This is a genomic window from Mucilaginibacter sp. CAU 1740, assembly GCF_039839285.1.
Classification (GTDB): Bacteria; Bacteroidota; Bacteroidia; order Sphingobacteriales; family Sphingobacteriaceae; genus Mucilaginibacter.
Genome location: NZ_JBDOQS010000005.1, coordinates 239,470 through 260,079 on the forward strand (window position 1 = coordinate 239,470; position 20,610 = coordinate 260,079).

The following is a 20,610-nucleotide window of genomic DNA, read 5'->3' on the forward strand; positions in this document are numbered from 1 at the left end:
AATCGTTAAAGATAAAACAGCAACGGCTGGCGTTTTGGTCAGCGCAGGGACGGCTTCAGCCGCCTGCGCTGGCGGAGCGAAACCAAAAGGACAGTGGTTGTGTCTGCGGTGAAAGCTGGTGAACCGCAGCGGCGTGCGCGTCAGCGCGCAAAGCGCAGGCGAACGTGTTTTCACCGCAAGAAAACCGCACCACTCGCAAATTAATACATGCCTCCCGGCAGCGATCGGCTGGAAATCTATGCAGTAAACCACAACAGCATAAGCTGCACAGCAAGATAGGTAAGCTCATCTTTGACAAGGTCAAATGCGACCTGAAATAAGAGGCTGTCTCAAAGGTCGGGAATCATTCCGATAGCTGATCTTTTTCTTAAATAACCTTCAAGTTAATCCCTTCAAAAGTCAATATCCCATCCTGTATCGTTTTACCTATCGCTTCTGAAAGCTGCTGCCTGATCTCATCTGTTACCCTGGAGAACCCCAATAATTTTGCGATCAAAGGGATGGCTTCCAGCTCGGTGATCACGATGGCGTTTCCGACAACCTGCCTGATCGCCTCGTAAATTTCCTCGGGTGCCACCAATGCCATTTTTCGGTATGCCGCCGGTAATTTACTCCGGTCGCGTGCGATAACTGACTCCATTTCCGGTGCCCATAAAAAATCACCACGAACGGTCACCTTGTGTTCATTCTTTGCCCGCTCCAAAGCCTGTGTCAATGTATAGCGGATACGGGAGCCAACTTTGGCAATTCCCGCCGCATCAGCAATCCGTTTAGCCATCTCGTCAAAATGTACCGGGCTTTCTGTTTCAACTACTTCAGCTATCCAGTTTACAAGTTCTTCAAAAGTGTAAAGCTGGAACTCTGCACGGATATTTTCGATATGGATATCGGCTAACTTATATTCGGGTATCGGCAATGGTTCTCTCAACTCCTCCCTGCTTACCTCCTGCTGCCACGCTTCATTTTCCTTATCTATGGTCACGGTCACCTGCTCAGCCTCTTCAATCGCAGCTAACAACCTTGCCAGTTCCCGGGCCGGGTTGCGGTACCAGTCGACACTCCATACATGATAAAGCTTCCAGCCAAAAAGTTCCAGTACCTGCGAACGCAGGCGGTCCCGGTCTGTAGCCGACGCGGCACTGTCATAGGCTTTGCCATCGCATATCAGCCCCATGATGTAACGGCCTGGGTTTTCCGGGTCAACAATAGCCAGGTCAAGGTAGAATCCGGGCGAACCCACCTTGCTGCGAACAATATGCCCGGCTCTGGTGAGTTGTAGGGCAACTTCGTCTTCAAATGGTCTTAGCTCCCCTTGTATAACCTCATCGGGTTTATCAAATTTGGCATGCTGTGCAAAATACAGGAAGCTTTTCAGCGCTCTGATGCCGAAACGCGCCGACTCACCGACTTTGATATCTTCCGAGGTAATATTGGTGAATACTTCGCAACGCATTTTAGCACGGGTGATCAATACATTCAGCCTGCGCTCGCCCCCTTCGTTATTCAGCGGACCAAAATTCATAGGTACCTTACCATCTTCGGTACGACCATAGCCGATGCTGATCATGATCACATCCCGCTCGTCCCCCTGAACATTCTCCAGGTTCTTGATAAAAAATGGCTCCTCCGGCCTGCCATTAAAAAAAGTTTCGGTAGCAGGGCTGGCTTTACGCTCAATTTCGAGCGCTGCTTGTATCGCCTGGGCCTGGGCGGTGCTAAAAGCCACAACACCCAAACTCTGGGTTGAATATTTCGCAGCATGTTCGATAACTGCCCTGGCAACCGCCTGCGCCTCCAGCAAATTTGTCCTGGTCTTTCCCCGGTCATAAACAGCATGGGGCAAATGATGAAAGCGTAAACCCAGATCCTGCTTCGAGCCTGGGCTGGGGAAGATCACCAGCTTATCTTCATAAAATTCATGATTAGATAGCGTAATAAGCGACTCATGCCGGCTCCGGTAATGCCATTTCAGCATACGCGTGGGCGCACCTTGCCCATCACACATGCCTAAAATACTTTGCATATCCGCGGTTACATTTTCTTCTTCTTCAATATCGGTGTTCAGCTTATCAAAAAAACTGGTTGGAGGCAACTGGCGGGTATCCCCTACCACCACTAATTGTTTCCCACGGGCAATGGCGCCAATGGCATCCACCGGACGCACCTGACTGGCCTCATCAAATATCACGAGATCAAAATCGATCGCTCCTGGCGGCAGGAAATTGGCTATCGACATCGGGCTCATCATCCATACCGGTTTAATGGCCTGCATGGCCTTACCGGCCTCCTCTACCAGTTTACGTATAGGCATATGCCTTGCTTTCTTATTAAATTCGGTTTTCAGGATATTCACCTGCCCCCCTGCATTTCCTTTAGGTAATTCTTCCCAATGCTTAAGGGCAACTTTAGCGCGGTTATAGTATAGGTTCACCTGATCCAGCTTTTTAAATTTGGCGATAACCTCCTCATGGCTTGCCCGTTCAAACCTTGATATTTCAGCGCTTCCTCTGAAAGCCTCCCCGGCAAGGTACTCATACCATGTTTTTTGGAGACTGATCTTTAACAGGTCTTTGGCTTCTTCCCAGGCTACAGCCGCCTGCGCTAAAAATGCAAACCCATCCTTAGCCGCCTGTGCACACAGCTGGTTCCAATCTATGGCCAGTTGCAATTCTGAAAAATGTCCAATCCAATGCTCCCAGGCCTTTTCCTGATCAGTATATGCGGCTGGAAAACTGTTAATTTCCAAAGCTTTTAACGCCTGGCCATTCTGATCGTTAACCATTTTGCCTGCATTTTGTACCGCAGACAGGTAACCTGCGGCTACCGAAGGCGCTTCACCCTTCAATAAATATCCTAAGAGCATAGGATCTTTTATATCAGCAAGATAAGCTGCAGCAGCCTGTAATGAACGCCAGTCCGACCGCTGTTTCAGCCAGCGGCTGCCAAATACACCCGCTGAAAAACTATCATACTGCTGAATCGTGTTTTCCAACCTCCGCGCTTCAGAGATGACATCAACCAGTTTCAGCTTTTCACGGGCATCGTCAGGCAGGGTTATCTTAAGTAAAGCCGCCAACTGTTGCTTACTATTGCGATAACTGCTATTCAGGTTACGATACCATTTATCCCCGTAGGTAACGATATTACGCCTGATTTCCAGGATATCCTGCGTCCATGCTTCCGCTACGAATGTATCCCTATAATTCCGGTATAAGCTTTCCAGTTCTTCTACTGTTCCAATCAGTTCTTTAATATCCCCGGCTTTAGTTTGCCATGCAGGGTCATCGACTTTTAACCCGCTTAGGTCTGGCGCCTGCATGGCCCGGCTCAACAAGCTTTCGAGTTCAGGTAACGTTGTCTCGTTTACGGGCAGCGTAAAACCTGTTTTTTCATGAATATCTTTCAGTAGCAACAAATATTCGGATATGGAACGATGGGCGGCTTCCATCCGTTGAAGGATTGTTCCTTTATCGTGCGGTAATACCAGCATCAGGCTGCTACCGTAAAAAGCCAGGCTAACCGGCGTGCCAATATCTTTCACCCTTGCCTGAATACGGTCGGCCCACTCTTCAGCATGCCTCATTTTCTCCGCGTTCCAGCTACCGATGTTTTCAACCGGCAGGGTAACAAGGTTCCGGTTTATAGCCTTTTCGTCAATCTGGAGCAAAAAGCCTATTACCTGCTGTGCACTCAAACCGCTTCCTGCAAGCTCGTGATTGATCACCCTGCAATAATCATTCAGTTCGGCCCGGTAAATCTCAAGCATCTGTATTTCCAGTTCCAGCTTCGCCGTCTGTGGTTTTCCCAGTTCCATTACCCGCCTGATCTCCTGCAGCACATCGCGCTTATTGGTTTTATGGCTGTGCAGTTCCAGGCAGGCTATCCCCAGGTCAATATGATCCAAACGGCGTTTGACCACATCAAGCGCCGCCATCTTTTCGGCAACAAACAAGACTTTTTTCCCCTGCCCCACTGCATTGGCTATAATATTGGTGATGGTTTGCGATTTACCCGTTCCCGGCGGTCCCTGGATAACCAGGTTTCCGCCATCCTGTACCGCAAGCATGGCCATCAACTGCGAACTGTCGGCATCTACCACCCGGAATAATTCGTTGGCCTTGGTATCTGCGTCCAGGTCATGTTCGTCCTCCAGAACATCTTCATGGAAACCATTTTCCAGAAGGGCCGCTACATTGGGGTGAATTTCAGGTTTTATTGCATCGGGCCAATTGGCCGTATCCAGGTCATTGTAGATTAAAAATTTCCCAAAAGAGAAGAATCCCAGCTCCACTGCGTCGGTTTCAATCGACCAGCCGGTTTGTCTGGCGATATGAGACTTCACATCCTTGATATAATCGTTGAAAACAAACTCCTCTGCTTCCGGGATATCCGGGATGGTCAGGTTGAAGTCGCTCTTCATTTTTGCCTGCAGGGACAAGTTGGCGCCTATCTCACTCCCGGTGTATCTAAGCCGGAACCTTTCCTGCGCACTGGAACGTTCCAGACTTACAGGCACTAAAACCAACGGTGCAGAGCGCTGGGTTCCGGTATCAGCTTCATCGGACCAATGCAACATCCCCAATGCTAGGTATAAGAGGTTAACTCCCTGTTCCTCGATACTCGTACGGGCAAAATAATAGGTATTCAGCAAACGGCTTTGCAGTCTCTGCTCGTCCTCGTCTGTCTGCAATTTGGTGTCCTGGTACTTCGCTTCTCCTTCGGGAAAACCAGTTCCCTCTTTTAGCGCCAAAAAGGTCATTGCCTTCTGTTGCCTTACCAGGATATCGTAAATGAATTCTGCTTTTTCGTCGACAATATGTACACCTTTACCTTTTGTTATCCTGTAATTGAGTAGTGGGTTTCGAAGCCCCAGGTCCAGCAGTTCTTTTCTTGAAGACTCCAGCCGGGACTGTATAGTATCCTGCATAACTCAAAGCTACAAAAACCCTGCTGATTTCTGAACCGTATTGGATATGCCTTCAGCAAAATGATCATCCTGACTATTATTGTTCAAATAATAAAAGGCCGCCTGAAACAGGCGGCCTTCTTAAACGCCCTTTTAACAGAGCGGTGATTGGACAGGGGTAAAATAAGTTTTATGGTTGCTCCATAGTATATAGAGACTTAACCTCGTTATCGCTTAAAACCTTATTGTAAAGGTGCAGATCATCTATAGCACCAATAAAATAATTACCGCCGTAGTAGGCATTCGGACTGTTTGGGTCCGTAAAGTTATAAGCTGTTTTAGGCATTTCGTTACCTATTGACACCGGTGGCGGGTTGACCAAAGCGGTTGGGTCGCCGGTAACGTTAGCTGTTTTTACCAACACGCCGTTGATGTAAAATTTCGCCGTACCATTAGTAAAACTTACAACCAGGTGCGACCATTTATCAAGCTGGACGGAAGCACCACCATCATCCTGGTCATGGTCACCGGTTGTGGTCATTACGGTAAGGAAGGGCAGGTTACCGCCCTGTAATTGAAACTTATAACCGTTCCAGCGGTCGAGAGAGAAAATATAATTACCGTTACTGGCCTCGTGCGGTTTGATCCAGACACAAATGGTAAAACTTGCCGGGCGTAAGGCTGCCTGGTAAGGAACCTCGATATAGGCTCCCTTGTTGAAATCATAGGCACTATTGGCCGCACCATAACGGTCTGCGGTTAATACCGGTAAAGTTCCGCCATCGGCTGCCGGAACACCGTATGCCCCAACCCATCCTGTTTTCAGAACACCGTCGTTGCCGTTTCCGGAGATATCCTTAGCATTACCGTTAAATGTCCAGGAGGCGATCAGGTTTGCTGCCGAGATCGGCTGGATCAGGTTAACTTCAAATTGTACAGCTGCACGGCTCAGGTTGGCCAGCGCGTTATTAACCTGCTGTTGCGTAAAAGTGCCGGTCTTTACTTCAGTAGCCAGCTTAAGCGCCGTTTGAAGCGCTGCCTTTGCTCCCAGTGAATAATCGCCGGCCTGTTTACCCTCAACCGCTGCATTGTAAATTGCCGTCAGCGAATCTATCTTGCTGCTGAGTTTTGATTTATCGCTGTTGTAATCCGGCTTTTCGCTGTTCTTTTTGCAGGATGTGGCCATGCCCACCGCAAGGATGAGTACCAGGATACCGGCTATGGAATTTTTTATCTTTTTCATGTTGAAGAATTTAACAGGTGATCACTATTTACCCAGTTTAAAATTAGTTTGCCTTTCGCTTTCAGGAATCGGGAAAAACTGGTTAGCCGTATAACTAAAATTCGGTTTGTTTTTTAAAGCAGTGGAAGCATAAGCTGTTCCGTACCGGATAATATCAAAGAACCGGTGAAACTCAAGTGCCAGTTCCGAACGCCGTTCCCTGCGGATGGCATCCCTGAGCTGCGACTGATCGGTAGTCGTTACGTCCGGTAGTAAACCCGCAGGTACCGTTCCGAACCCGTTGAGCGAAGAATCATGCAGGTAGCTTTCACGGGCGCGTTTCCTGACTTTGTTCAATGGCACCAATGCAGCCGCACTACTGCCCGATTCGTTTAATGCCTCCGCCTCGGTCAGTAGAACCTCCGAAAAGCGGATAGCCTGGTAATTCAGGTTCCCGTCGCCACGCGTGCTTACCGGTACTTCCGATAAAGGCTGGGTATGTTTTTTACTTACATAGCCGGTTGTCGTCCATCCCGGGTCAAAAGCGCTGTCAAAATAAGGGTGACCGGCCCTGCCTATACTATAATCCAAACGCGGGTCAACAGCGCCGGTTGTTCCTGTCTCAAAGTTATCTACCAGGCTTTGGGTCGGCAAATAAAATCCATAGCCGTTAAGCGGCCGTGGGGCAAACCATGCATTCAGGTTATTACCCTGAAAAGGCACAAGGCCTGCGGTGTGCAACACAGAAAAAACTGCTTCCGGGTTATTCTTGGTAGCCGCCCTGAAATTATCGGCAAAAACAGGTAACAGGCTGTAAACGCCCAAGTCTTCCACAGCTTTTGCCGTAGAGGCAGCAAGCGCCCATTTCTTTTCAAACAGATAAGTTTTGGCCAATAACGCCAGCGCGGAACCTTTAGTAGCACGGCCAATATCGGCACCGGTACGGCTCGCCGGTAGCGCAGCAATTGCCGCTGTACAATCCTTTTCGATCTGCGCGTAAATTTGTGCCTGGGGCAATGCCGGGCTTTGCAGCTCCTCCGGTGTTTCCACTTTCAGGTGAAGCGGGATATCGCCATAAACAACCGTTAAATTAAAATAGTAATAAGCGCGCAGAAATTCGGCCTGCCCAACCACGTCATTTTTAACCGCGTCAGAAACGGCTTTATTGCTCGCCGGCAAACCATCTGTTACTACATTGCATTTAAAAACGCCATCATAATATCTTTTCCAGAGGCCTTCCACAGCAGAATTGGCAGGATTGATATTAAAATTCTGAATGCTCAGAAAATCGCCCTGGTCGCCATCACTACTGCCTTTAATGGCATCATCCGATGCAAGGTCGCCCAAAACCCAGAGCGTATTGGAAGATGGATCCGTAAAGGTAAGCGGCGCATAGGCCGCGTTCACACCAAGCTTAGCATTGGCATCATTGGTGAAAAAATTATCGCCCTGGTACTGACCCAGCACCGGCTGGTCGAGCGCCTTTTTACACCCGCTGGCCAATAATAAAGCGGCACTTAAATAGATATATATATGTTTCATCGCTATATATTTTCAGGTTAAAAATTAGCATTAATACCAAAGGTGATGGTTCGTGCCGATGGATAGGTTCCCCAGTCAATACCTACCGCGGTTACCGTATTGCCGTTATTGCTGTTATTGTACTGCTCCGGATCAAGGCCTGTATATTTGGTAAAGGTCAACAGGTTCTGGGCACTTGCGTAAACACGTACGGCAGATAAGCCCAGGCTGCTTAACGCGCCTTTGCTCAGGCGGTAGCCCAACTGCACGTTCTTTAGCTTCATGTACGAACCGCTTTCGAGGAAACGGGTAGATGGCATCTTATTGTTATTGCCGTCAGACCATGATAATAATGGGAATTTATTGGTTGATCCCTCCCCTGTCCAGCTTTGCGTGGCCGCACGTTCGGTGATGTTGAACGGACGGTAAAAGCCTTCAATATCGGTCAGTACCTGGTTATAGATCTTGTTACCATGAACGCCCTGGAAAAACAGGCTCAGGTCAAAGTCCCGGTAAGAAACATTCGCGGTAAGCCCGTAGGTAAATTTAGGTATCGGGCTCCCCACAAAGGTTTTATCTTTATCATCAATCACGCCGTCGCCGTTCACATCCTTATACATTACATCTCCCGGCCTGATGCCTGGCCCCTGATAAGCATGGGTAAATACCTGTTGCGCGTTCTGGAAGATCCCTTCCTGTTGCAGCAGATAAAATTCTCCGATCGGGTGGCCTACTGCCGTTAGCGTTCCGTAATAGTTGTTATCGATACGGCCTGCCGCTATAGGTGTGCCGTTTGCCAGCGCTGTTACTTTGTTGTTCACTGTTGCGAAGTTTCCGCTTACACTGAAGCTCCAGTTGGCATTTATTGTTTTTTTGTAGGTAAGCTCAAGTTCCAGGCCCTTGTTGCTTACATTACCCGCGTTTACAGCCGGGTTGCCGCCATTACCGGCGCTGCTTGGCAGGGGCAGGAACAATAACATATTGGATGTTTTTTTGATGTAATAGTCGGCGCCTAACAATAAAGCGTTATCAAAAAAGCCGATATCCAGACCAGCGTCCTGCTGTGTGCTTGATTCCCAGCGAATTTTAGGGTTACCTTTGGTGGTGATGCTGTAACCTTGATTGGTAACATCGCCAAAAGGATAATAAAACCCGTTGCCAAAGGTTGAGGTATATGGGTAAGTGCCGATGCTCGCGTTACCTAACTGGCCAATGCTTGCGCGCAGTTTCAGGGTTGATATTGGTTTGATCCCCTTCATAAAATCTTCCTGATCGATCCGCCAGCCCAAAGATCCGGAGGTGAAACTCTGGTAACGGTTAGAAGGGTCCAGTTGCGAGGAACCGTCCCTGCGGTAGCTGATGCTGGCCAGGTATTTATTATCATATTGATAGTGCAGGCTACCGAACAAGGAGAACAAAGCCATATGCGATTCTCCGCCGCCATTCAGCGCGGTTGACAAAGTACCGTTATCCAGATATTGAAAAGTTGGGGTTTGATTGATAAAACCTGTCCGGGAAGCCGAAATCCCCTGCTGGTCCTGCTTGATCAGTTCGGAGCCTGCCAGCACGTTAATGACGTTTTTGCCCAGTGTAAGATCATAAGTGGCCGTATTGGTCCAGTTATAATTGAGGTTGTTGTTATGGGATTGCGCGAGCGAGTTGGGCGAATTGAAAAAGCGGTCGATACCAAAAGTTTCAAAAAACTGCTTATAGTCGGTCAGGATCAGGTTCAAACCGATATCTGATTTAAGTTTCAGGCCCTTGACCGGGGTAATTTCCATAAAGGCATCGCCCAATACCGAGTAGTTATAATTGTTGTTGTTGCTATACTGCGCAAGCGCAACCGGGTTGATGCCGTCCCCTAAAAAGTTGCCGTTAACAGTGGCGCTTTGTTTAGGCAGGTCCACAAGCTGGCCATTCTCATTATAAACAGGCGTACCCGGCGTGCGGAACAAAGCGTACCTTACAATACTGGCTGCCGCACCGCTGTAGCCATCGCCGGATGTGCCCACCACCCTGGTTTTGGCATAGCTTAGGTTTACATTAGTTCCCAGCCTGAGGTATTTGGTAACATTGCTGTTTACGGCAGTGCGCAGGTTAAACCTGTTAAAGGATGAGTTTTTGATCAAACCATTCTGGCTGAAATAATTGGCAGATACAATATACTGCGAATTTTCATTCCCGCCATTGATGGACAGCGAACCGTTGCTTACCCGCGCCGGTTTCAGGATCTCCTTTAGCCAGTTCACATCGGATAAAGTCCGGGCGAGGCTATCAGAGATCTTCGCACGCCCATCATTGGCGGCGGCGGCATTGAATGCACTCACATATTGCGCGTTGTTAGCCATTTTGATCAGGTGCTGCGCGGTTTGCACGCCTGTATAAGCACTAACATTTAATTTGGCTTTGCCTGAGACACCTCTTTTCGTGGTAACCAGCACCACCCCGTTCGATGCCCTGGCGCCATAGATAGCTGCAGAGGAGGCGTCTTTAAGGATATTGATGCTTTCGATATCATTGGGCGAAATTTCGTTGATGCCCGTTGTGGTAGGAACCCCGTCAACAATATAAAGCGGATCGTTGTTATTGATCGTCCCCACACCACGGATCCGGATATTGATCCCGTCACCCGGGGCACCGGTGTTTTGTGTCACAGCCACACCTGCGGCCTTTCCCTGCAGGATCTGGTCGACACCGCCTACCGGTAAGCCGTTGATATCTTTATTACTTACCAGGGAAACCGCACCGGTCAGGTCTTTTTTGCGCTGCGTGGTATAGCCAACCACAACAACTTCATTTAAATTGCCGGCAGATTCCTTCAATATGATGGTGATTTGCGTTTTGCCCGCCACCGCAATTTCCTGCGTCTGGTAACCGATATAGGATACTACAAGCGTGGCGTTGTCCGGCACAGATAAACTAAAATTTCCGTTCACATCTGTCACAGCCTGGCCCTTGCCATTTTTAATACTGATGGTAGCACCTATCAGCGCCTGCCCCGCCGCATCAGTAACCTTGCCGGTTATCCTGGTATCGGCAATTACTACTCCGGATATTGGAAAGTTCAAGGCACTGATATGTCCGGATAAAGTATTGTTATGCTTTTTATCCGCTGTGGCACTGTTTGCCGGAGCATTGGCCAGGGCAACCAGTATCACAGCGAAGGCGAAACCGGAACCCGCCCCTGTCCCCTTGGGGCAGGGCCATTTCATGAAACAACTGTAAGTTTTTTTCATATACTTAATTACTAAGGTTTATTATTTAATACTTGCCCGGTTTTAGCCGGTTGTTTTTTTACTGATGAATTGTTCAGCTGCTCATTTCATAACTTTCCCTTTCGTCTCTTTAGGTTTTTCATTAGTTAACTGGCGGCGAAATCAAAGCCAATACATGCCCTGCCCGTGTATTACAGGTGCATGATGATGTTTAAAAAAATCAGGTCGCCGGCGTTATAAAGCCGGTATAGGGTCGGGCGGTGACGGGTGAGCCGGATCATATACAGCTACGCCCACTTTAGAGTCGGCACAACCATAATAAAGCAGCCACTTTTTCTTAAAGTACACCAGGCCTTCAATAAAAACAGTCCCGTTAACATACTGGCCGCTTTTTTCGAACGGCTCCATCGGTCTCAAAAACGGCACATCCAGACGGGCGATAGCTTTGGTTGGATCTGCATTGGAAAACATCACCTGGCCGGCGCAATAAGAATTGCCGTTAAAGCGTTTGTCGCCCCCTTCACCAGGGTGGTTTTTCCCGTTATAAAATAAAATGATGCCTTTAGGCGTCATGATGGCAGGCGGCCCGCATTCGGTCAGGTCACTATCAAAATAGCCTTTGCGGGGCGAGATCAGCTGTTTCAGTTCGCCTTTTTCGTCCACAACAGGGTTCCAGTCTTTCAGGTTGGTTGATGTTGCCGCAAATACATGCCGCTCTCCCCAATACATCCAGTATTTCCCGTTAATTTTGGCAATAACTTGTTTACCACCTTCCAGTTTGGTCAGGATCGATGCGGATTTATGCGGGATATTAAAAAACTTGCCGCCATAAGCTTTTCTGAAAATCGGCCCGTGTTTTACCCAGGTTATCAGATCTTTAGATGTTGCTACGCCTAAACGAGGCACTTTACGGTTCCATTGCGTATAAAACATCACATAAGTCCCATCCGCTGTAACCGCTACTCTCGGGTCTTCGCAGCCGCCCGGCCATTCAAACTCCTGCTGACTGTCTTTACCGGGAAACATTACAGGCTTGCTGTTACGTTTAAAAGCGAAACCGTCTTTACTTTCGGCGTAACCAATGCGGGATGTCCGGGTGCCTATTTCAACGCCGGTAAGGTCTTCCGAGCGATAAAGCACCACTATTTTACCATCTTTCACCGTAGCCGCGGGATTAAAGGTATAATTGGCTTCCCATTTAACTTTTTTGCGGAGCACCGGATCATAAAACGTGGCTAAAGTATCGGGCGAGATGATCGGGTTGATGTGCTGCGGACGCACAAAGCCACCGAAAGCCCATGCTGGAAGCTGCTGTTGCCCCGCGCGTTGAGCATACGAACAATTGAAAACCAACAGACAAGCGAACACGCCCATCAGCTTCATGAGTACTTTATTCATCAAATTATTTTTTGTTTTTAGATAATTGGTTATTGCTGATTTAGAAAACCGGTTTTGCAAATAATAAACAATAGTAATTAATAAAACCGGTTTTGCAAACTTAATTTGAAAATTTTTAATGCTTCGAGATTATCCCTGCTTAACCCGGTAAAGCCGATAGCCATACAAAAAGATCACCAGGTAGCATACAATTGGCAAATAATAAGCTTTGGCTACATCATGGTTCGCTATGGTACCCATGATCAACGGAAAAAACGCGCCACCAACCACGCCCATCGAAATAAACGAAGAAGCCTGCTGCGTATGCGCCCCGAGATTTTTCAAACCCAGACTAAATATGGTTGGAAACATGATGCTGAAGAAAAAATTGATCATCATTAAAGCGATGTATGAAGCCCAGCCCAGGCCCTGCGCTACAATCACACACATCAGAATATTGCATAACGCAAAAGCGGCCAGTAGTTTATTAGGCGCCATAAAGCGCATCAGGTAAGTACCCACAAAGCGGCCAGCCATCATCATCGCCATAAAAATGCTCATATACCTGCCTGCCGACAGGTCGCTGAATCCCAATACATCATGACCGTAGTTAATAAAGAACGCCCAGGTACCAGCCTGGGCCGCCACATTGAAAAACTGAGCTACAGCTGCCCATACGAAATGACTATGCTGATATAATTTCTTTGCCGGTGCGATGTCAATGTTCACGGCGCCGGCCTCGGTTTCTGCTACCACCGCATGCGGGTCATCAAGCGCCGGTACACGCAGCAAAGTGAAAGCTATGATCAGCAGGATGAGCACACCGCCAATACTTACGTACAACAGCTTAACAGTTGACAGATCGGCCGAATGGGATGCCGCGGAGCCAAACAGGAACCAAGAGGCAATAAACGGGCCTGCAGTAGCTCCGAGCGCATTAAAGGATTGCGCAAAATTTATTCGCCTGTCGCTGCTGCGCTGGTCACCGAGAGCCGCCGCAAAAGGGTGCGCTACGGTTTCCAGCGTAGCCATTCCGCAACCCATCACAAATAACGCTATCCTGAAAAAGCCGAACGAACCGGCATTGGCAGCAGGTACAAACAAAAGGGTACCTACAGCAAATAAAGAAAGACCAAGCAATACCCCAGGCTTATAGCCGAATTTTTTCAGGAAATAGCCTGCAGGAATGCTCATGACAAAATAAGCACCAAAAACCGAAAGCTGGATCAGCCCGGACTGGGATTTGGAGACATTTAAAGCGCCCTGGAAAAACTTGTTCAGCACATCGCTCATCGCGTGCAGAACACCCCACATCAGGAAAAGGGCGGTGACGAAAATAAAGTTGAGCACAAATTTCTTTTCGATAAAAGGTACTTTTTGCATCATATGGTTTTATTATAATTGGTTTTAAACGAGGCAGCCGCGCCTATCAGCGCAGCCTGCTCATCAAGCTGCGCCATTTTAATTTCGAGCGGGGCTAAATACTCCTGTAGCTGAGGCAAAAACAAGGGTCCTGCCTTTGCTATGTTTCCGCAAATGATCAAGACCTCTGGTTGATACATGGCGATAGGCCCCGACAGGAAATCAGCCATATTACGTGCATATTCGCCGAAGATATCGTGGAGTGCCGGGTCATCGTTTGCTAAGGAGGCCAGCTCTTTCACGCCTCCGTTTAGGGGCTTGCCTGTTAGTTCATCATAACGTTTTCTGAACCACCGGGTTGAAAAGTAATCATCGGCAAGGCTGTCTTTATAAGGATCGCTGCCAAGGTTGAGATCCCGGGTTATCCCGTTTTCACTAAAGGCCGACCCAAAGCCGGTACCCAGGGTTACCCCCATCACACGCCCATAGCCACTCCCCGCACCGGCAGTAACCTCCCCTGCGATAGTTGATTCAGCATCATTCCTGAAATGGATCTGTATACCTGCTAACTGAAGTTTATCTGCGAGGTACGTCCTGATATCCCTGCCATACAAGGCTTCATATTTATCCAGCCCCTTAATAAAGGATATCCCCTTAGGATAATCGAAAGGCCCCGGCATAGCCATACCCAAACCATCCGGCCCTGGTCCGGCATGCTGCCTTATTGAACTTTTCAGCGCGTCCGTCCAGGAATTTAAGATCACTTCGGCAGGGGCTTTACTGTCCACATCGGCCCGAACCAGCGTTTCGGGCAAAATCAGGGATTGTTGCAGGTCGCAAATTCCTACAGTAATGTGCGAACCTCCTATATCAGCAGTCAGGATATAGCCGGAAGTAAACACAGGGTTGTTTTTCATCATACTTTAAGGGTATTAACAGGCAAATTGAACAGCAAAACCGGTTTCTAATTTGCGCACCAATCAGCCTAAAAACTGCATGAGCACAGCTGAAATCAGCTTTAATCTTATAAAATTTGTATAATTGGTTTAAAATATCAGCATAAAACGGTTTTGGCGTACCAAAACATGTTTTTGATGATCTGTTTACAATGATAATTAATAAAACCGGTTTTGCAAATTGAAATGCGCACTTTTATTATTCGAACAACGCGCAAACCGGTTAAAAAAAACCAGGTGGGTAAGTTTTCTCTTTAAAAAAAGTTAAACAGATTATAACCGGTTTTGCATTTGTTTACTTACGTTTACCTTAAATACCGGCAAAATCAAAAAGAGGGTTCAATGAATAAGAAATTATCGATTATCGATATCGCCAACGAGCTGCATGTTGCCAAATCAACTGTTTCGTTCATTTTAAACGGGAAAGCTAAAGAAAAGCGCATCAGCGATGAGTTAACAGAAAAAGTACTGCAATTTGTAAAGGAAAAAGGCTACCAACCTAATCAGCTGGCTAAAAGCCTGAGCACCGGTAAAACCAAAATGATCTGCCTGATGGTGGAAAAGATCTCCGATTACTTCTTTTCCCATATCGCTTTTCACCTCGAGGCTTTGGCCTATAAAAACGGCTACAAGATCATTTATTGCAGTACTGAAAATGACCCCGAAAAAACAAGGGAACTAATCAGTTTACTGCGTGCCCGCCATGTCGATGGCTACATCATTACACCGCCGATAGGGATCGAACGGGAGATCAGGGCGCTGATCAGCGATGGCCTTCCGGTTGTGCTTTTCGACCGTTACCTGCCAAACATTCCTACAGATTATGTGGGCCTCGATAATTATAACGGCACGTATGACGCGGTAGGATTTTTAGTAGAAGGTTCCCGAAAAAAAATCGCCCTGGTTACCCTCTCCTCTGATCAAACACAAATGGCCGAACGCCAGTCAGGTTACCTCGCTGCCATGGAAGAACACGGGCTAAGCCCGCTTATACTAAAAGTATCCTTTGAAAACGATACGGAAACTACAGTAGCACAATGCGTGCAATTCATCAGGGAACATCCCGGGCTCGATGCTATCATATTCGCTACCAACTACCTGGCCCTAAGCGGCATCAAGGCGATCAGTGATCTGGGACTGAAGATCCCTGCCGATATTTCGCTGATCGCTTTTGACGATCATGACGTATTTAAAATCTACAACCCAACCATCAGCGCTATATCCCAGCCGCTTGATGAACTGGCCAAACAACTTTTCAAAACGTTGCTTGATAAACTAGAAAATAAAGTACGCCTAAAAGATGTAAGCAAGGTGATCATACAACCGGAGCTTATCTCAAGAGGCTCAACGCATCAACTTTAATGATGCATTTAATACCGGGCATTTTGGACTTCGATTTCCGTTGCATTGATTATCCTTAATTTTCAGTCAACTACAGGCTTGTAGCCGGTATAATGACTGCAAAACTTAACCGCAGGCAAAAGTTGAAGCCACAGAACCCACAGAAATCTTCCACAGTCCTCGTCAGTAAACGCTCCGGATCATCCCTGACAAATTTCATCACTTTTCGCACAGCTGAGTACCGGCAAATTCTTGCGCCGCCAATGCTAAGCAGGATAGCTGGCAATTCCGTATTGCTCAATTTCCCCGCACCTAAACCATGCTGTTTCTCACGCGGGCGGTCATGCTCCGGCAAGGCCAATACCCCTACCGGATCCTGTACCACCTTCATTTCCGCCGCTCAAAAAAACGCGCGCCGTCATCGGCGGTCATCCTTGATAAAACCATAGACAAAGCCTCCACGAAGAAAGCCAGGTCTTCTTCCCGGAGCTGAACCGTTTGCCGGTGAAACTTATCGGTATCGTACTGCTCACTCGAAGTGATCAGCAAAAAACAACTATCGTTCACCGCTTTCTTTACATCAATAAAATAATGTTTTTTGCCGTGGCTAAAACTTTTGCTATCCACGTTAGGGTATTGGGTTCCATGTGCTGTTTCCATGGCCGTATCGGTTAAATTCTACCACAAAACTGCTGCATCCAAAATCAAAACCGACAAAACAAAAGCAAGGAAACAGAACCAACGAAAACCTGCCGGGAATGCGGCCAGCCGTTAGGCACCGGGCGCAGCGACAGGAAATCCTGCAACGACATTTGCCGCACGGCCTTCAACAACCGCCGCTGTTCGGAAAACGCAGTAGAAAGCATTAAACCTGAAGAACCCGATGAAGAACAAAAGGCTTTGGACCGGGATACGGCCGCCATACAGAGGGTGTACAACATATTATAAAAAAAACGCATCAAACTGCATGATTTCAGGATGTGCTTTGATTACGTCTATCACATCGATGGACAAACCGTTTTTATCACCTATCAGGACAACTACATTTTCATCAATTAAATACAATCATTAAAGATAAAACAGCAACGGCTGGCGTTTTGGTCAGCGCAGGTACGGCTTCAGCCGCCTGCGCTGGCGGAGCGAAACCAAAAGGACAGTGGTTGCCTCTGCGGTGAAAGCTGGTGAACCGCAGCGGCGTGCGCGTCAGCGCGCAAAGCGAAGGTGAACCTGCTTCCATCGCAACCAAGCCGTACCGGTCACCTATACCCGCACATGCCCCAACAGGAAACACCCGGATATTGATGCAAAACATTACAACAGCATAACTGCTGTAAAATCGTTATTATTTCAACTGCATTTTTCTGATAGTGCCGGTATTTACATCGCTAAAATAAAGCGTGTTTTCATCTTTAGAAAGCGCCAGTTTCTCGGCAAAAATATCTGCTTCAGACCCAAAGCCATTCCTTCCGTCATGATATTTGGGGTTAGGGCCGGCCAAAAATTTATGTACTCCATCGGCAATACATTTTATTTGTCCGCTTTCGGCCAGGTAAATGGTTCGGCTATCTTTAGATGAGACTATACTGTAAATTTCATGCAGATCTAAATCTTTATAAATGCGGGTAAACACACCAGCCGAGCTTAGTGCATACAATTTGGTGTGATTAATGACCACATATTTTACTCCATTATAACCGGGATAAAAATCCAGGATATCAAAATCGCTTCTGTCCGGTTGTTCAATACCATTAACATTTAATGTTAATGGCGAACTACCAACGACATTTGTAACAGGATTAACGTAAAGTTTTTTGAGATAGGCTTTGGAGCTTATCGTGTTATTCGGATTTACCGTTTGATCTACTTCGCCTATCCAAAAAAAATTGCCTGAAGGATCGCGTTCTATGTCGGGAGATAAGGTTGCATTTGCAGCAGGTTTATCCGGCGTTAGAACTGTGCCGTCTGTTTTTACGATCCATATCATATTAGGGCCTTGCATAATATTCAGCGTTCCGTCTCTGGCAAGCCTTACGACGTAAGGATTATGAATAGTGGAACCGTCAGCTGCCGGAGGTATGCTTACCGTTGATACGGAATTATCAGATAGCTGTATTTTTCTTATTTTATCATTTATAACGTCAGCAACATACAAATACCCGTCTTCTGATAAATCTATCCCCAAAGGATAGTTAAACATGGCCTGGCTACCGGGTCCATCAGCGTAGCCAAAATGAAATGGCTGTCCGGCAACGGTTGTTATCCTCAATGTATTCGGGCTTGGGCCCGATGATAACGAAGCTAAATTTGATGCATTCTCGCCCCAATTTTCCTTAAGGGCTTTTGTTGTCTCCTTTTTACAGGAATTAAAAACAACTGCGCAGCTAACGCATAGTACAGCAAATGCAAGGCTTTTCATAACTGGTTTAAGTACTTGATTACCAGTAAATATAAAAAGCAACATGCATTAAATGGTCTTTTTCTTTAAATAGGATAGCAAATTGTGCCATATAAAAGAAAACTGACCCGATTATGTGCTACAGGATTTTTTTTGACAGATACCTGCTGCGTTTGGGTTGTATATCGCTACTTCAAATTTATTCGACAGCCTGCCAATGTTATGCCGCAAATGATCGCGGAGCTGGTCACAAATAAAAAATCCAGCGTAGAATGGATTGAACGAATGATTACTCCCCGGCCTTGCCAACTTCGTTGCGAGCTGTACTTTTAATCAAATACTATTTAATTAATGGATAAATCGCATATTTGAATATCTGAGACTTTACAAAGTCTCTTTGTGATAAGGTTTAGGAAAAAGTCCCGGCGGCGAGCGTTTAGGGGCTTTTATTTTAAAAGAGAACATGTCATTGGGTTCCCACCGGCGTTGGCCCGATCTGTTGGTGAACATTGCGATTAGGTTTGGAGATCGCCCTCTTTAACCGTTCGGTATATTTGGTAAAGAACCGCTGGGACGGTAGCCGAAAAGTTTTTTAAAAGCAACCGAAAAATGCGAAAGGCTTTCAAATCCCAGGTCGAGGTAAATTTCGGACACGCGTTTGTTTTCACTGGTCATCAGATAGTGCGCCTCCCGGAGACGCTTTTCCGTAAGCCAGCGGCTGGGAGTCTGGTGATAGATCGCCTCAAAGTCGCGCTTAAAGGCAGAAAGGCTGCGTCCCGTCATGAAGGCAAAGCGCTCCAGGCTGACGTTGAAGCGGAAATTACGGTTCATAAAAGCTTCCAGGTTGATCTTCTCGGGAGCTGCAAAATCAAAAAAGATGGCCGAAAGTTCGGGTTGTATATGCAACAGGATCAAAAGTAACTCCTCCCGTTTGACGTCAAAAAATGACCGGTCCATCTGTCCGCTTGGATCATAATAAGGTTGCAGGGAATCAATAAAAGCCGGGATGAGGTCATTGGCTGGCAGGCTTAAAAATGCGTGATCGGTTTGAAAATTTACCGTCGTCAGCTGATGTTTCGCCTGGAAGGCCCGCAAAAAAACTTCATCAAAAACAAAGATCACTTTTTCAGCATATCCCTCACCCTGTACATGGGTTTGCCGGCCAAGCCGGTTCTTGCGAACCAATCCGTATTGCCCCGCTGCCAGCGTATAGTACTGGTCACCGTAAAAGCCCTGCATCCCTCCTTCCACTAAGTAGAAAAATAAATGTTCGGCGATAAAGGCTTCCTTGGCTATCGGAGGGCCGATCAGCCTGGTCTTATTTACGGCAACTTTCATAGAAATTCAAAGTTAAGTTAAAAGTGCGCGGGTTTCCTTCACAACCTTTTCCCGGAAAACCGGATCGTGAACCAATGCCGAACCTTTCATAGGCACTCCTTTTTCACTGATATATTGCCCGGTCTTACCTGACGTATCCGTTAAAACGGCCACAATCACATCAGCCGATCTTTCCGGTGTGCTGGCATAGTGCGAGAATGGCGGCAGGATCGCCATCAATCTTCCGAACAGCCCATGTATCCAGGCAGGTGTACTGCCTGCACCAAGCCCGGTACCACGGGTAATGCCAGGTTCGATCGCATTAATGTGAAGACGCTTATGCTCCTGAGCTAAATATAGGGAGGCAGCAAGCAAACACTGTTTAGAAGTCGCATAGGCATCCATACCCGCTATTTTCGATCCTGGCTTCAGCCATTCCCCACGAGCGCTGGCTTCCGCGGAGATATAGCGCCCGCCCTTCAATCCCATTGCTTTCACGGGCTTGCGTTCCGGGTCTTCGATTGCCGAGACAATAAATACCACATTTGCGCCATTCGGTAAAGACGGCATCAATGCTTCGGTCAGTGCAAAGGGGCCTAAATGATTGGTCGCATAGGTCAGATCCCAACCCTGCATGCTCTGTAATGCCTTACCGGGCATAATTCCCGCATTATTGAGTAAACCAGCGATAGGTAAACCCAGCGCCACAATTTCCTGCGCTGCCTTGCGCACGCTGTCCATATCCGACAGATCGCAAACAACCGGCAAGGCCGTGCCACCATTGTTTTCGATCATCGCTTGTGTTTCCCTGAGCTTTTCAAAATTACGGCCAACCAGGATCAATTTGCCGTATCCCGCCATTTTTAAAGCCGTGGCCTTTCCGATACCCGATGTCGGCCCGGTGATGATATATGCTTTTTCCATAACACAAAACTCGGCCATATACCGATGCCGCAGGTTTACTGAAACGTCCAGATTTACTTTTCTCAAACGTTCAA

13 protein-coding genes are annotated in these 20,610 nt (G+C 47.3%); 1 reads left to right on the forward strand and 12 read right to left on the reverse strand.

The annotated features are described in order from the left end of the window. Positions 1–367 precede the first annotated feature (367 nt). From AAFN85_RS13455 to AAFN85_RS13485, 7 genes are all read right to left on the reverse strand, one after another. Entirely contained in the window at positions 368–4,927 is a 4,560-nt protein-coding gene (locus AAFN85_RS13455) for a DUF3320 domain-containing protein (protein ID WP_347527889.1), read from the reverse strand. Between the two features lie 169 nt (positions 4,928–5,096). After that, entirely contained in the window at positions 5,097–6,149 is a 1,053-nt protein-coding gene (locus tag AAFN85_RS13460) for a LamG domain-containing protein (protein WP_347527890.1), read from the reverse strand. 24 nt (positions 6,150–6,173) lie between these two features. Beyond that, positions 6,174–7,670: a RagB/SusD family nutrient uptake outer membrane protein gene (locus AAFN85_RS13465; protein ID WP_347527891.1), complete on the reverse strand. Its 1,497-nt coding sequence runs from the start codon at positions 7,668–7,670 to the stop codon at positions 6,174–6,176. Between the two features lie 17 nt (positions 7,671–7,687). Continuing rightward, on the reverse strand, positions 7,688–10,885 hold the full coding sequence (locus AAFN85_RS13470; RefSeq protein WP_347527893.1) for a TonB-dependent receptor: 3,198 nt from the start codon (positions 10,883–10,885) through the stop codon (positions 7,688–7,690). A gap of 213 nt (positions 10,886–11,098) precedes the next feature. Beyond that, entirely contained in the window at positions 11,099–12,262 is a 1,164-nt protein-coding gene (locus tag AAFN85_RS13475; RefSeq protein WP_347527895.1) for a glycoside hydrolase family 130 protein, read from the reverse strand. A gap of 129 nt (positions 12,263–12,391) precedes the next feature. After that, complete coding sequence (gene fucP, locus AAFN85_RS13480; RefSeq protein ID WP_347527896.1) at positions 12,392–13,627, reverse strand: L-fucose:H+ symporter permease; 1,236 nt, start codon at positions 13,625–13,627, stop codon at positions 12,392–12,394. Beyond that, positions 13,624–14,523, reverse strand: coding sequence for an ROK family protein (locus AAFN85_RS13485; RefSeq protein ID WP_347527897.1), 900 nt, complete (start codon positions 14,521–14,523; stop codon positions 13,624–13,626). The genes fucP and AAFN85_RS13485 overlap by 4 nt, the downstream gene beginning before the upstream one ends. Before the next feature lie 378 nt (positions 14,524–14,901). On the opposite strand from AAFN85_RS13485, the gene AAFN85_RS13490 reads away from it, so the two are divergent. Continuing rightward, positions 14,902–15,921, forward strand: a complete 1,020-nt coding sequence (locus AAFN85_RS13490) for a LacI family DNA-binding transcriptional regulator (protein WP_347527899.1) — start codon at positions 14,902–14,904, stop codon at positions 15,919–15,921. Between the two features lie 70 nt (positions 15,922–15,991). On the opposite strand, the gene AAFN85_RS13495 is transcribed toward AAFN85_RS13490, so the two are convergent. The 5 genes from AAFN85_RS13495 to AAFN85_RS13515 all read right to left on the reverse strand — a co-directional run bounded on the left by AAFN85_RS13495 (position 15,992) and on the right by AAFN85_RS13515 (position 20,536). After that, positions 15,992–16,291: a UPF0758 domain-containing protein gene (locus AAFN85_RS13495; protein WP_347527900.1), complete on the reverse strand. Its 300-nt coding sequence runs from the start codon at positions 16,289–16,291 to the stop codon at positions 15,992–15,994. After that, positions 16,288–16,560, reverse strand: coding sequence for a DUF3276 family protein (locus AAFN85_RS13500; RefSeq protein WP_347527901.1), 273 nt, complete (start codon positions 16,558–16,560; stop codon positions 16,288–16,290). The genes AAFN85_RS13495 and AAFN85_RS13500 overlap by 4 nt, the downstream gene beginning before the upstream one ends. A gap of 682 nt (positions 16,561–17,242) precedes the next feature. Further along, positions 17,243–18,316 (reverse strand): hypothetical protein, encoded by a 1,074-nt coding sequence (locus AAFN85_RS13505; protein ID WP_347527902.1) that lies wholly within the window; start codon positions 18,314–18,316, stop codon positions 17,243–17,245. A gap of 516 nt (positions 18,317–18,832) precedes the next feature. Continuing rightward, complete coding sequence (locus tag AAFN85_RS13510; RefSeq protein ID WP_347527903.1) at positions 18,833–19,633, reverse strand: AraC family transcriptional regulator; 801 nt, start codon at positions 19,631–19,633, stop codon at positions 18,833–18,835. A gap of 12 nt (positions 19,634–19,645) precedes the next feature. Continuing rightward, entirely contained in the window at positions 19,646–20,536 is an 891-nt protein-coding gene (locus tag AAFN85_RS13515; RefSeq protein WP_347527904.1) for an SDR family NAD(P)-dependent oxidoreductase, read from the reverse strand. Between the last annotated feature and the right edge of the window lie 74 nt (positions 20,537–20,610).